This is a genomic window from Kitasatospora sp. NPDC051702, from assembly GCF_040681575.1.
Lineage (GTDB): Bacteria > Actinomycetota > Actinomycetes > Streptomycetales > Streptomycetaceae > Kitasatospora.
In genome coordinates, this window is the sequence record NZ_JBFAZB010000005.1 from 271,665 (window position 1) to 285,333 (window position 13,669).

Here is a 13,669-nt window from a genome sequence, read left to right on the forward strand (position 1 = left end):
TCCGTGCCGGGGAGAACCGGACAGTTAAGGACACACTGTCGTGAGCAAATCCGTCGTTCTGATCGCCGAAGAGCTGTCGCCCGCCACCGTCGACGCCCTCGGTCCCGACTTCGAGATCCGCCACTGCAACGGTGCCGACCGCACCGAGCTGCTCACCGCGATCGCCGACGTCGACGCGATCCTGATCCGCTCCGCGACGAAGGTCGACGCCGAGGCGCTGGCCGCCGCCCGCAAGCTCAAGGTGGTCGCCCGGGCCGGCGTCGGCCTGGACAACGTGGACGTCTCCGCCGCCACCAAGGCCGGCGTGATGGTCGTCAACGCGCCGACCTCCAACATCGTCACCGCCGCCGAGCTCGCCTGCGGCCTGCTGATCTCCGTCGCCCGCAACATCGCCCCGGCCAACGCCGCGCTGAAGCAGGGCGAGTGGAAGCGCAACAAGTACACCGGCGTCGAGCTGAGCGAGAAGACCCTCGGCGTGGTCGGCCTCGGCCGGATCGGCGTCCTGGTCGCGCAGCGGATGTCGGCCTTCGGCATGAAGATCGTCGCGTACGACCCCTACATCCAGGCCGCCCGCGCCGCCCAGATGGGCGTCAAGCTGGTCACCCTCGAGGAGCTGCTCGAGGTCTCGGACTTCATCACCGTCCACCTCCCCAAGACCCCCGAGACGATCGGCCTGATCGGCGACGAGGCGCTGCACAAGGTCAAGCCGACCGTGCGCATCGTCAACGCCGCCCGCGGCGGCATCGTCGACGAGGAGGCGCTCGCCAGCGCCCTGCGCGACGGCCGGGTGGCCGGCGCCGGCCTGGACGTGTACGCCAAGGAGCCGTGCACCGACTCCCCGCTGTTCGCCTTCGACAACGTGGTCGCCACCCCGCACCTGGGCGCCTCCACCGACGAGGCCCAGGAGAAGGCCGGCATCGCCGTCGCCAAGTCGGTGCGCCTCGCGCTCGCCGGCGAGCTGGTACCGGACGCCGTCAACGTCCAGGGCGGCGTGATCGCCGAGGACGTGCGCCCGGGCCTGCCGCTCGCCGAGAAGCTCGGCCGGATCTTCACCGCGCTGGCCGGCGAGGTGGCCGTCCGGCTCGACGTCGAGGTCCGCGGCGAGATCACCCAGCACGACGTCAAGGTGCTCGAACTGTCGGCGCTGAAGGGCGTGTTCGAGGACGTGGTGGCGGAGACGGTGTCCTACGTCAACGCCCCGCTGTTCGCCCAGGAGCGCGGCGTCGAGGTCCGCCTGACCACCTCCAGCGAGAGCCCCGAGCACCGCAACGTGATCACCGTCCGCGGCACGCTCGCGAACGGCGAGGAGATCGCCATCTCCGGCACGCTGGCGGGCCCGAAGCAGACCCAGAAGATCGTCGGCGTGGACGCCTTCGACGTGGACGTCGCGCTCACCGACCACATGGCGTTCTTCAAGTACGAGGACCGCCCGGGCGTGGTCGGCGTGCTCGGCCGCCACCTCGGCGACGCCGGCGTGAACATCGCCGGCATGCAGGTGGCGCGGGACGGCGGCGGCGCGCTCGCCTCCATCACCGTGGACAGCCAGATCCCGCAGGACGTGCTGTCGGCGATCGCCGCCGAGATCGGCGCCCGCTTCGCCCGCTCGGTCGACCTGGGCGCCTGAGCCCGAAGGCCCACGGGGCCCGGACCGCCGTTCGCCGGCGGTCCGGGCCCCGCTGCGTTCCTCGGGGTGAGCCGCGTCTCAGATACTAGGAAATCCAAGTATTCGTGCAGACACGGCCCCGACCTGGTCGTACCGTGGAAGAGCCACACGATGTGCCGCCCCTGTAGCCAGGGCGCGCGGCCCGTGTGCGCGTGCGCCCCCACGGCAGGAGACCCCTGCTCCGCGCGTACCCCTCCCCAACCCTCTGCGTGCCCCTGCACGCATGCCCCCAAGGAGCCCGGTATGCCTACCACCGCAGACCGCCACGCCGCCCCCGCCCCCGCCGCCACCCCCGTCCGCGCCCCGCGCCGCCGCCGGACCGCCGAGCGGAACTCCTTCGCCGCCGCCGCGCTGCAGCGCTCGCTGGACCGCCGCGACAACGGCGGCGTGACCGGCCACCTCTGACGGGTCGGGCCGGCCCTCCGGCGGGATCGCCCCGCCGGGCCGGGCGGCCGTCGGCGTTCATCCGCCTAATGGGCCGCCCGGGCTGACGCCGGTTCACCCGGTCGAGTGCAACCGGCCTCCGTCCGGGGGAAGTTGCTCGCCCCGCCCGGCGCGATCATCCTAATTTGGGGCCCCCGGAAGGGTGATCGACGGCCGCGCGGGCGGGCGTCAGCGACACGGTGTGCGGATCAGTCCCCCTCCCGGGGGAGAGGGCCCAGTGCGCCTGCCACCCGTCCGCCGAACCGTCGCCAGGATCGGCCTCACCCTCGCCCTGCTGGCCGGGACCGCGGCGCTCGCCGCCGCCCCGGCCTCCGGCGGCCCGCCGCACCCCCCGACGGCGCCCGCCGGAGCCGGGCGAACCGCCTCCGTCCTGCTCGAACTCACCACCGAGGCGGCCGGCCCCGCCTGGCGGCGCGCCGCCGACGGAGCCCGCCGGGCCCGGCGCTCCCCGGAGGCCGTCCGCCGCGAGGCCGCCGACGCCGGAGCCGCCCAGCAGGCCAGGGCCGCCGAGGCCCTCGACCGCGCCGCCGCCGCCGTGCACCGCGCGGCACCCGCCACCCGGGAGCTCTACCGCACCCGCACCCTGCTCACCGGCCTCGCCGTCGACGTGCCCGCCGGCCGGCTGCCCGCCCTGCGCGCGCTGCCCGGCGTGCTGGCCGTCCACCCGATCGTCCGCAAGCAGCGGGACAACGCGCACTCCGTGCCGCTCACCGGCGCCCCGCAGGTCTGGGCCGGAGCCGGCGGTGACCAGGCCGGCGCCGCCGGGACCACCGGCCGGGGGGTGCGGATCGGGATCGTCGACAGCGGCATCGACTACACCCACGCCGACTTCGGCGGCCCCGGCACCGAGGCCGCCTTCCGCTCCGTCGAACGCGGGAAGCCCGCGCCGCCCGAGCTCTTCCCCAACGCCAAGGTGGTCGGCGGCAAGGACCTCGTCGGCGACGACTACGACCCCGACCCGTCCTCCCCGAACCACCAGCCCGTCCCGCACCCCAGCGACAACCCGATCGACTGCGACCGCAACGGGCACGGCACCCACGTCGCCGGCACCGCCGCCGGGTACGGCGTCACCGCCGACGGCCGCCCGTACACCGGCCCCTACCGGCCGGGGCTCGACCCGGCCGGCTTCAGGATCGGCCCGGGCGCCGCCCCCGGCGCCCAGCTCTACGCGATCCGGGTCTTCGGCTGCGCGGGCTCCACCGACCGCCTCGCCCAGGCCCTCGACCTCGCCGCCGACCCGAACGGCGACGGCGACCTCACCGACCGCCTCGACGTCGTCAACCTCTCCCTGGGCAGCCACTTCGGCAACCCCGACGACACCGACGCCCTCGCCGTCGACCGGCTCGCCGCCCTCGGCACCGTCGTGGTGGCCGCGGCCGGCAACGACGGCGACGTCTACGGCGTCGGCGGCAGCCCCGGCACCGCCGCCCGGGCCGTCGCCGTCGCCGCCTCCGTCGACCCGCACAGCGACGCCGACGGCCTCACCGTGCTCGCCCCCGCCGACCTCGCCGGCGTCGTCCCCGCCCACTGGAGCGAGCGCTACCAGGGCTGGGCCACCGCCGACGTCAGCGGCCTGCTCGGGCTGCCCGCCGACCAGTCCGACGGCTGCGCCGCCTTCAGCGAGGCCGACCGGCAGCGCCTGGAGGGCCGCGTCGCCGTCCTCACCTGGCGCACCCGCGAGCCCGACCGGGCCTGCAACTCCGGCCCGCGCGCCGACCACGCCGCCGACGCCGGCGCCATCGGCGTCCTCTACGCCGCCGACACCGACCACCTCGCCGAGATCGCCGGGAACGAGCGGATCCCGGCCGCCCTGCTGGCCCGCGCCGACGGCGAACGGCTCCGGCAGGCCGCCGCCGCGGGCCCCGTCCGGATCCGGCTCGCCGCTCCCGGCAACCCGCTGCACGGCTCCGTCTCCCAGGACCAGCCGGGCCGCACCGACACCCTGACCGACTTCACCTCCCGCGGCATCGGCGTGCCCGGCCTGGTCAAGCCGGACCTCGCCGCCCCCGGCGAGACCATCTGGTCCGCCCTCGTCGGCAGCGGCAGCGGCGGTCAGCGCGAGGACGGCACCTCGATGGCCACCCCCCACGTCGCCGGCCTCGCCGCGCTGGTCCGCGCGGTGCACCCCGACTGGCCGGTCGAGCAGCTCAAGGCCGCGCTGATGAACACCAGCGTCGACACCTGGCTCGGCGACGACCACGGCGGGCCGGTGTACGGCCCCGAGCGCACCGGCGCCGGGCGCGCCCAGGCCGACCGCGCCGTGCGGACCCCCGTCGTCGCCTACGCGACCGGCGAGGGGGCGCCCGAGGGCGCCGTCGGCGTCTCCTTCGGACCGGTCGAGATCGGCGGGCCGACCGCCCTCGACCGCGAGATCGAGGTCAGCAACCACGCCGACCGGCCGCTGAGCTACCGCACCGGCTACGCGGCCGCCACCGAACTGCCCGGCGCCGCCTTCGAGGTGACGCCCGCCCGGGTGGACGTCCCGGCCGGCGGGACGGCGCGGATCCGGGTGACGCTGTCCGTCCCGGGCGAGCTGGGCCGGACCCCCGACCCCACCCTGGACACCGTGCAGGGCGGCCTGGCCCGCAGCTACCGCGGCGAGCTCTCCGGCCGCGTCCTGCTCACCCCCGTCACCGACCCGGCCCTGCCGGAACTGCGGGTCCCGGTGCTCGCCGCGCCGCGCGCCGCCACCGACCACGCGGCCACCACCGCCGCCCGCACCACCCGGGACGGCACCCTGCTCGCGGTCGCCGGCAGCGACGCCCCCGGGAACCGGCCCGGACTCGTCACCGCGCTCGCCCTCGGCGGCGAGGGAGCCCGCTGGGCCGACTGCCCGTCCGGCAGCGGCGCGGCCGCCGGACCGGGCGCCGGCATCGGGCCCGAGGAGGCCACCGAGGCGGCCTACCCGGCGCAGGACGTCTGCGTCGAACACCCCGGCGAACGGGTCGCCAACCTGCGGGCCGTCGGGGCCGGCGCCACCCCCGACCTGTTCTACGTCGGCGCCAGGCTCTGGGCCCCCGCCGCCACCCCGGTCGGGCTCTTCGGCGTCCGGGCCTCCCTCGACACCGACGGGGACGGCACCACCGACGTCATCCTCAAGGCCGACCGGCAGCGCGGCAGCGACGTCCTGGTCTCCCGCGCCCTGGACGCCCGCACCGGTGCCGAACTCGACGTCCAGCCGCTCGACGCCCACTGGGGCGACACCGACACCGACCTGCTGGACAGCGACGTCCTGGTGCTCCCCGTCCGGCTGAGCGTGCTCCCCGGCGTCCGGGAGGGCCACAGCACCGTCCACTACGGCGTCTGGACGGGCGCCGCCGGCCCCGGGAAGCCCGACCCGGCGGAGGCCTACTCGGCCGTCGGGCTGCGCGGCACCCGCCCCACCGTGGCCATCGACGTCCTGCACCCCGCGCTGGACGTCCACGTCGGCACCACCGGACCGGTCGCCCTCGCCGCCCCCGTCCACTCCGGAACCGTGCTCGCCGTCCACCGCGCCGTGGGCGACCGGTCCCGGCTGCTCCTGCTGCACCACCTCAACCCGGCGGACCGCCGCGGGCAGGTGATCGCCCTCCCCTGACGACCGGACACCGTGGAGGGGCGGTCCCGCCGGGTGGCGGGACCGCCCCTCCGTGTGGTCCCCCGCCGCCGCGGCCCGTCGGACGTTCGCCCAGGCCGTCCGGTCAGCCCGCGGCGGCCCGCCGCCGGGCGCCGCGGGACGGGCGCGCGGGCCGGTGCGTCAGACGGGCGAAGACGAGCACCAGCGCCAGCAGGCCGGCGGTGCCGGAGGCCACGGTGAGGCCCTCGGTGAGACCGGGCGGGCGGAAGGAGCAGTCCACCCGGTCGGCGCCGCCGCCCAGCGGGACGCCGATCATGCCGAGGACCGGCGTCGGTGCCACCCGCGGACCGCCGCCGGCCGCGCAGCCCCACCCGTCGGTGGCCGCGACGGAGACCAGCGCGGTGCCCGTCGACCCGGCCGGGAGGGCCGCGGACAGCGTGTGCCCGCCCGCCGTCACCCGGGTGGCACCGGTGGCGGTCAGCCGGGCGACGGCCGCCTCCAGGGCGCCGGCCCGCAGGCATCCGACCGGCCGGGCGGGGAGCTGGCTCACCGTGTCGGAGCGCAGCGTCACCCGGACCGTCCCGTCGGCCGGGACCGGCCCCAGCCGGTGGACGGCGACGGCGGTGGTGGGCTGCTCGCCGTCGCTCTCGAAGGTCGTCCCGAGGCCGCTGACCGTGCCCCGGTACCAGACGCCGTGGAAGTAGGCCGTCCCGCCCGGGGTGCAGGCCACGGTGAGGACCGTGCCCTCGGCGCCGCCGGGCAGCGACCAGCCGCTGCTGCCGTGCAGGGTGGGTGCCGGGCCGCCCGCCGGGACGGGCAGCGGGGCCTCGTACACCCGCTCCCCGAGCAGCGACTCCTGCCGGGACCAGACCGAGCCGGTGTCCGTCCGGGCGCCCGGCGGTAGCACCGTGACCAGCGGCGGCGCGGCGGCCCGGCCCTGGACGAAGCCGTCCGGGGGCGGCCCGTCGTCGAGGTGCGCGCGGACGGCGAACAGCGCCTGCCCGACCGGGTCGGTGACGCTGGCCGTCTGCCGGCCGCCGGCCGTCCAGCCCGCGCCCAGGTCGTGCAGCAGCAGGGCGACGACCGTCGGCAGGTAGCCGCTGAAGTAGCCGCCGCCCTGCCCGTCGAGCAGCAGCGGGTCGTTGGTGGTGAAGGCGTGCGGCCCCGGGTCGCTGCGGCCCAGCGGCCAGTCGGCGGCGCCCCGCACCGCCGCGTACCCGGCCCGGACGGCGGACTCCGGGGCGCCCCCGGGCGGGACGGCGCCCAGCGCCGCGTACCCGGACCAGACCGCGTTGCCGAGCACCGCGCCCCCCAGCACCCAGGTGGCCACGGCGCCCGCCCGGCGGTCGGCGTGCCGGCGGTCGAGGACCCGGAGCGCGGCCAGCACCACGGCACCGCCGACGGCCAGCAGCAGCCAGGTCGAGGCGCGCACCGAGTGCCGGCCCGCCGCCAGCCCGGCGATCAGCGCGACCACCGCGGCGCCGCCCAGCAGGGTCACCCCGTCCGGCCGGTGCGCCAGCGACACCCAGCCCGCCAGCACCAGCAGGCCGCTCAGCACGAACGCCACCCGGTACGGCCCGCCGGCCGGGATCGCCAGGCCGTGCCAGACCAGCACCGTCGGGGTCCACACGAAGCCGAGCCCCACCAGCACCAGCGCCCCGCACCACACCGCCCGCTCCCGCACCCGGACCCGCCGGTTGAACGGCAGCCCGCACACCAGCAGCAGCCCCAGCACGCCGATCGCGACGTCCGGCAGCGGCAGACCGCCGTGGGCGGCCGGCAGCAGCTGCGCCAGGTGCCCGCCGAGCCCCGACGGGCCGAGCGGCTGCACCGGGGACTCCGGCTGGGCGGTGTGCGCGGCGCGGACGGCGACGAACAGCACGGGCGCGGCGAGCAGGATCCCGACGGTGGCCATGGTGACCGCGCGCCCGGTGACCCGGACCCGCTGCCGCAGCGGCCGCGGGGCGGTGAACAGCCGGACGGCCAGCAACAGGCCGGCCGCCAGGGTGGCCAGCGCGGCGGTGTACAGGTTGCCGGCCCAGGCGAGGGTGACGCACAGCGAGCCGGCCACCCAGCGCCGCTCGTGCAGGCACCAGTCGGCGGCCAGGCCCAGCAGCGGCAGCGAGACCAGCCCCCAGAGCCACATCGGCGCCGCCCCGCCCACGTCCAGCACCCAGGCGCAGAGCCCGTAGCCGACGGCGGCGAGCGCCCGCAGCCAGTGCGGGCCGGTGTGCAGCCGGCCCAGCAGGTGGGCCATCAGGGCGGTGCCCAGACCGATGCTGGCCAGCACGACCAGGAACACGGCGAGCCGCCCCTGGTCGCGGGGGAGGAGCGCCGTGGGCCAGGAGAACGGGTTCATCAGGTAGGCGAAGAAGTCGGCCAGGAACGGCACGCCGTAGCCGCTGTTCCAGTTGAACAGCAGGTCCCCGGCGGCCCGGCCGTGCAGCAGGTCCCACAGGTGCGCGTGGTACGGCACGGCGACCTCGCCGGCTCCGGTCGGCCACGCCCCGTGCAGTCCTGCGGCGAGCGCGTACCCGCCCGCCGCCAGCCCCGCCGCACCCCCGCAGACCAGCACCTCCCGCCGCCGCTCGGCCCTCACGCACGCGCCCCGTTCTGCCAGTGACCCCGGATCCGCCACCATCATTGCGCCCCCGGCGCGGAAAACGACGTACGCGCTCCTTCGAAGGGGTGGCGTTCCGGACGGCCTTGCCAAGTAGCCTGGGAGCGCCGCCAGGATGCCCGTATGGGAGGAACCATGAGCATCTCGCCGTACCCCGACTGGATCCGGCCTCCTGTCGGCGGCTACACCGCAGAGGATCTCGACCGGCTGCCTGATCTCCCGCCGCACACCGAACTGCTCGACGGGAGCCTGATCTTCGTGAGTCCGCAGACGAAGTTCCATGTTCGGGCGAAGCGCATGCTGGAGCGTGGGCTGGAGAAGGCGGTTCCGGCGGGTTGGGAGGTGTGGCCGGAAATGACGGTCACCCTGGACCGGAGGAACCGGCCGGAGCCGGACATCCTCGTGGTCCACGAGGACTCGGACACCGGTTACCGCCAGACGGGCTTTTCCGCCGAGCACGTCCTGCTGGCGGTCGAGGTCGTTTCGGAGGAGTCCCGCGAGCGTGACCGTGAGACCAAGCCGCGCAAGTACGCGGCAGCCGGCATCCGCCACTTCTGGCGCGTCGAGTGCGACGAGGGCCGCCCGGTCGTCCACACGTACGAGCTGGACCCGGCGACCAGGGGCTATGGGCTGACCGGCATCCACCACAAGCAGCTGAAGGTCGAGCGCCCGTTCCCGGTCGAGGTCGACCTGACCTGAGCCGGCCCGTCCCGGCCCGGCGCGTCCGGATGGTGGACGCCAGGTGTCAGCCCCTGGGACGGCGGAGTAGGGTCCGAGCATGTCTCGCACGATTCGTCTCGCAGTAGTCCCGGGTGACGGCATCGGCCAGGAAGTGGTGGCCGAAGGTCTGAAGGTCCTGGGCGCGGTGCTTCCCGCCGACGTCAAGCTGGAGACCACCGAGTACGACCTCGGGGCCCGGCGCTACCACCGGACCGGGGAGACGCTGCCGGACTCCGTGCTGGCGGAGCTGAAGTCCCACGACGCGATCCTGCTGGGCGCCATCGGCGACCCGAGCGTGCCGTCGGGCGTGCTGGAGCGGGGGCTGCTGCTGAAGCTGCGCTTCGCCTTCGACCACCACATCAACCTGCGCCCCGGCCGGCTGTTCCCCGGGGTGAAGTCCCCGCTGGCGGGCGAGCCGGACATCGACTTCGTGGTGGTCCGCGAGGGCACCGAGGGCCCGTACGTGGGCAACGGCGGTTCGCTGCGCACCGGGACGGAGCAGGAGGTGGCCACCGAGGTCAGCCTCAACACCGCCTTCGGCATCGAGCGCGTGGTGCGCGACGCCTACCGCCGGGCCCAGGCGCGGCCGCGCAAGAAGCTCACCCTGGTGCACAAGAACAACGTGCTGGTGCACGCCGGGCACCTGTGGTCGCGGATCTTCGCCGCGGTCGGCGAGGAGTTCCCCGAGGTCACCACCGACTACCTGCACGTCGACGCGGCGACGATCTTCTTCGTCACCCAGCCGGAACGCTTCGACGTCATCGTCACCGACAACCTGTTCGGCGACATCCTGACCGACCTGGCCGCCGCCGTGACCGGCGGGATCGGCCTGGCCGCGAGCGGCAACATCAACCCGAGCGGCGAGTTCCCGTCGATGTTCGAGCCGGTGCACGGTTCGGCGCCGGACATCGCCGGCCAGGGCAAGGCCGACCCGACGGCCACCGTGCTGTCGGTCGCCATGCTGCTGGAGCACCTGGGCTTCGCCGCGGAGGCGGCCCGCGTGGAGGCCGCCGTCGCCGCGGACCTGGCCGAGCGCACCGGCACCCGCAGCACCTCCGAGGTCGGCGACGCGCTCGCCGACCGAGTAGCCGGCTGACGGGCCGGATCCGAAGGACGGAGTCCGGCCGACGAGCCGGGTCCGACAAGGTCCGGCCCGGTGGGCCCGACCGCATAACCGCAGCTTGCAGCTCCCCAAGGAGCGGGCGACTGTTCGGCACGGCCCTCTGGATGCGAGTATCGACAGTGGGTCGTGCCGCCGTGCGTTCGTTCCGGTGATCGTTCGCCGTGACGTCCACCGGCGGTGGCGACCCGAACCAACCCCACGGTGAAGGAAACAGCCATGAGCACGCCCACCCAGGCGCCCATCTCGTTCGACCTCAAGCCTTCCGCCCACCCGCTGCCCGCCGCGGAGCGCGAGGCCCGGCTGGCCAACCCCGGTTTCGGCCGGGTCTTCACCGATCACATGGTCACCATCCGCTGGACCGAGGGCGTGGGCTGGCACGACGCCCAGCTGGCGCCGTACGCGCCGCTGGAGATCGACCCGGCGAACATGACGCTGCACTACGGCCAGGCGATCTTCGAGGGCCTCAAGGCCTACCGCCAGGCCGACGGCTCCATCGCGACCTTCCGCCCGGAGGCCAACGCCGCCCGCTTCCAGGCCTCGGCCCGCCGCCTGGCGATGCCGGAGCTGCCGGTGGAGACCTTCGTCGAGGCCGTCGAGCTGCTCGTCCAGCAGGAGCAGGCCTGGGTGCCGAACGAGCCCGAGCAGAGCCTGTACCTGCGCCCGTTCATGTTCGCCACCGAGGTCGGTCTGGGTGTCCGGCCGGCCAACTCCTACCTGTTCATGATCATCGCCTCGCCGGCCGGCGCCTACTTCCCGGGCGGCGTCAAGCCGGTCTCGGTGTGGCTGTCCAAGGAGTACGTCCGGGCCGCGCCCGGCGGCACCGGCGCCGCCAAGTGCGCCGGCAACTACGCCGCCTCGCTGATCGCCCAGGCGGAGGCCGCCGCCAAGGGCTGCGACCAGGTGGTCTGGCTCGACGCCGCCGAGCACCGGTGGGTCGAGGAGATGGGCGGCATGAACCTGTACTTCGTCTTCGGCGAGGGCGCGGACGCGAAGATCGTCACCCCGGAGCTGTCCGGCGCCCTGCTGCCCGGCATCACCCGCGACTCGCTGCTGCAGCTCGCCGCCGACCTCGGCTACGCCGTCGAGGAGCGCAAGATCTCCACCGACGAGTGGCAGCGGGCCAACGCCGACGGCACCCTCACCGAGGTGTTCGCCTGCGGCACCGCCGCCGTGATCACCCCGGTCGGCTCGGTGAAGTCGGCCGCCGCCGACTGGACGGTCGGCGCCGGCGAGCCCGGCCCGGTCACCATGGAGCTGCGCCGGGCGCTGCTGGCGATCCAGGGCGGCCAGGCCCCCGACACCCACGGCTGGCTGCACAAGATCGTCTGATTCCGCACCCGCGCCGGCCTGCCGCGTTTCGCATCGCGAGACGGGCGGGCCGGACCGCGGGGGCTGTGCCAGACTGCCAGCGTGTCCTCGCTGTCGCTGATTATTAGCAGCAGGCGCGCCGGTCCGCAGTGACCGCTCCCGCAGGACCCGATGCGGAGCGACCACCAGCGTCCAGACCCGCGCGCAGACCTCTCGCACCCGCGAGGGGTCTTTTTGTTTACCCCGGACCGGCCGGGAGCCCCCACAAGGGGCTCGGGGACACCGGGGCGCGCGCGGGATGCTGGACAGTGGAGCCGGGACTCGAGATCCGGCAGAGCAGTACAACCTCCCCGAAACGGAGAACCAGGGGTCATGACCGAGGTCAGCCGTACCGACGACAGTTTCCACGTGTTCGACACCACCCTGCGCGACGGCGCGCAGCGGGAGGGCATCAACCTGACGGTGGCGGACAAGCTGGCCATCGCCCGGTACCTGGACGAGTTCGGGGTGGGCTTCATCGAGGGCGGGTGGCCCGGGGCGAACCCGCGCGACACCGAGTTCTTCGCCCGTGCCGCCGCGGAGCTGGACCTGCGGCACGCCCGGCTGGTCGCCTTCGGGGCCACCCGCCGGGCCGGCGGCAGGGCCGCGGAGGACCCGCAGCTGGCCGCACTGGTCGCCTCCGGCGCCCCCGTGATCACGCTGGTCGCCAAGTCGCACGACCGGCACGTGGAGCTGGCGCTGCGCACCACCCTGGACGAGAACCTGGAGATGGTCCGGGACAGCGTGGAGTTCCTGCGGGCCCAGGGGCGGCGGGTGTTCATCGACTGCGAGCACTTCTTCGACGGCTACCGGGCGAACCGCGACTACGCGCTGGACGTGGTCCGCACCGCGCACCGGGCCGGGGCGGACGTGGTGGTGCTCTGCGACACCAACGGCGGGATGCTGCCCTCGGACGTCCGGGAGATCGTCGCCGACGTGCTGGCCGTCACCGGGGCCCGGCTGGGCATCCACGCCCAGGACGACACCGGCTGCGCGGTGGCCAACACCCTGGCCGCGGTGGACGCCGGCGCGACCCACGTGCAGTGCACCGCCAACGGCTACGGCGAGCGGGTCGGCAACGCCAACCTGTTCCCGGTGGTCGGGGCGCTGGAGATCAAGCACGACCGGCGGGTGCTGCCGGAGGGCCGGCTGGCCGAGATGACCCGGATCTCGCACGCGATCGCCGAGGTGGTCAACCTGACCCCCTCCACCCACCAGCCGTACGTGGGCTACTCGGCCTTCGCGCACAAGGCGGGCCTGCACGCCTCCGCGATCAAGGTCGACCCGGACCTCTACCAGCACATCGACCCCGAGCGGGTCGGCAACACCATGCGGATGCTGGTCTCCGACATGGCCGGCCGGGCCTCGGTCGAGCTCAAGGGCAAGGAGCTCGGCTACGACCTCTCCTCCGACCGGGATCTCGCCGGCCGGGTGGTCGCCCGGGTGAAGGAGCAGGAGAACCTCGGCTACACCTACGAGTCCGCGGACGCCTCCTTCGAACTGCTGCTGCGCGACGAGGTGCGCGGCAGCCGCGACCGCTTCTACACCCTGGAGTCCTGGCGGACCATCAGCGAGCAGGGCCCGAACGGCTTCACCGGGAACGAGGCCACGGTGAAGCTGTGGGCGAAGGGCGAGCGCCGGATCGCCACCGGTGAGGGCAACGGCCCGGTGAACGCCCTCGACCAGGCGTTGCGGGCCGCGCTGGAGCGGACCTTCCCGCAGCTCGCCAGGTTCGAGCTGGTGGACTACAAGGTCCGCATCCTGGAGGGCCAGCACGGCACCGGCTCCAAGACCCGGGTGCTGATCGAGTCCACCGACGGCACCACCACCTGGTCCACCGTCGGGGTGGCCGACAACGTGGTGGCGGCCTCCTGGCTGGCCCTGGAGGACGCCTACACCTACGGCCTGATCAGGGCCGGCCTGGACCCGGCCGAGTAGCGCGCCCCCGCGCCACGCGCCCGCGGCCCGTGGACCCTCCGCCGGAGGGTCCACGGGCACCGTTCACCGGCCTCAGCGGAGGCGGGCGAGGAGGGCGTGTTCGACGAGGGTGATGAGGGCGCTCTTGGCGCTGTCGCGCCGGCGGGCGTCGAGGGTGATGACGGGGGTGTCGGCGCTGAGCTGGAGGGCCTCGCGGACCTCGTCGGGGGTGTGGGGCTGGTGTCCGTCGAAGCCGTTGAGGGCGACGACGAAGGGGAG

At 74.9% G+C, this 13,669-nt stretch carries 8 protein-coding genes and 1 pseudogene; 7 read left to right on the top strand and 2 right to left on the bottom strand.

Annotation, left to right across the window (positions count from 1 at the left end):
* The first annotated feature begins 40 nt into the window (after positions 1-40).
* From serA to AB0N04_RS07450, 3 genes are all read left to right on the top strand, one after another.
* Positions 41-1,624 (top strand): phosphoglycerate dehydrogenase, encoded by a 1,584-nt coding sequence (gene serA, locus AB0N04_RS07440; RefSeq protein ID WP_360204821.1) that lies wholly within the window; start codon positions 41-43, stop codon positions 1,622-1,624.
* A gap of 282 nt (positions 1,625-1,906) precedes the next feature.
* Complete coding sequence (locus AB0N04_RS07445) at positions 1,907-2,068, top strand: hypothetical protein (RefSeq protein WP_360204824.1); 162 nt, start codon at positions 1,907-1,909, stop codon at positions 2,066-2,068.
* Positions 2,069-2,324: 256 nt separating this feature from the next.
* The gene (locus AB0N04_RS07450; protein ID WP_360204827.1) at positions 2,325-5,684 is read left to right on the top strand and encodes a S8 family serine peptidase; all 3,360 of its coding nucleotides are present in this window, start codon (positions 2,325-2,327) and stop codon (positions 5,682-5,684) included.
* A gap of 103 nt (positions 5,685-5,787) precedes the next feature.
* Here the strand turns inward: AB0N04_RS07450 and AB0N04_RS07455 are convergent, their stop codons facing one another.
* On the bottom strand, positions 5,788-8,262 hold the full coding sequence (locus tag AB0N04_RS07455; protein WP_360204829.1) for a YfhO family protein: 2,475 nt from the start codon (positions 8,260-8,262) through the stop codon (positions 5,788-5,790).
* A gap of 156 nt (positions 8,263-8,418) precedes the next feature.
* Here AB0N04_RS07455 and AB0N04_RS07460 point away from each other — a divergent pair, with 156 nt between their 5' ends.
* From AB0N04_RS07460 to cimA, 4 genes are all read left to right on the top strand, one after another.
* A complete protein-coding gene (locus AB0N04_RS07460) occupies positions 8,419-8,982 on the top strand; it encodes a Uma2 family endonuclease (protein ID WP_360204832.1) in 564 nt (187 codons plus the stop codon).
* Between the two features lie 79 nt (positions 8,983-9,061).
* On the top strand, positions 9,062-10,099 hold the full coding sequence (locus tag AB0N04_RS07465) for a 3-isopropylmalate dehydrogenase (protein ID WP_360204835.1): 1,038 nt from the start codon (positions 9,062-9,064) through the stop codon (positions 10,097-10,099).
* Positions 10,100-10,342: 243 nt separating this feature from the next.
* Entirely contained in the window at positions 10,343-11,455 is a 1,113-nt protein-coding gene (locus AB0N04_RS07470; RefSeq protein ID WP_360204837.1) for a branched-chain amino acid aminotransferase, read from the top strand.
* A gap of 351 nt (positions 11,456-11,806) precedes the next feature.
* The gene (gene cimA, locus AB0N04_RS07475; RefSeq protein WP_360204840.1) at positions 11,807-13,411 is read left to right on the top strand and encodes a citramalate synthase; all 1,605 of its coding nucleotides are present in this window, start codon (positions 11,807-11,809) and stop codon (positions 13,409-13,411) included.
* A 72-nt stretch (positions 13,412-13,483) separates the two neighbouring features.
* On the opposite strand, the pseudogene AB0N04_RS07480 reads toward cimA, so the two are convergent.
* Positions 13,484-13,669, bottom strand: a pseudogene (locus AB0N04_RS07480) (ATP-binding protein); the annotation flags it as partial.

Coding starts and splice junctions, on each gene's coding strand:
- AB0N04_RS07460 (WP_360204832.1), top strand. CDS start 8,419: ATGAGCATCTCGCCGTACCCCGACTGGATCCGGCCTCCTGTCGGCGGC.
- cimA (WP_360204840.1), top strand. CDS start 11,807: ATGACCGAGGTCAGCCGTACCGACGACAGTTTCCACGTGTTCGACACC.
- AB0N04_RS07445 (WP_360204824.1), top strand. CDS start 1,907: ATGCCTACCACCGCAGACCGCCACGCCGCCCCCGCCCCCGCCGCCACC.
- AB0N04_RS07465 (WP_360204835.1), top strand. CDS start 9,062: ATGTCTCGCACGATTCGTCTCGCAGTAGTCCCGGGTGACGGCATCGGC.
- AB0N04_RS07470 (WP_360204837.1), top strand. CDS start 10,343: ATGAGCACGCCCACCCAGGCGCCCATCTCGTTCGACCTCAAGCCTTCC.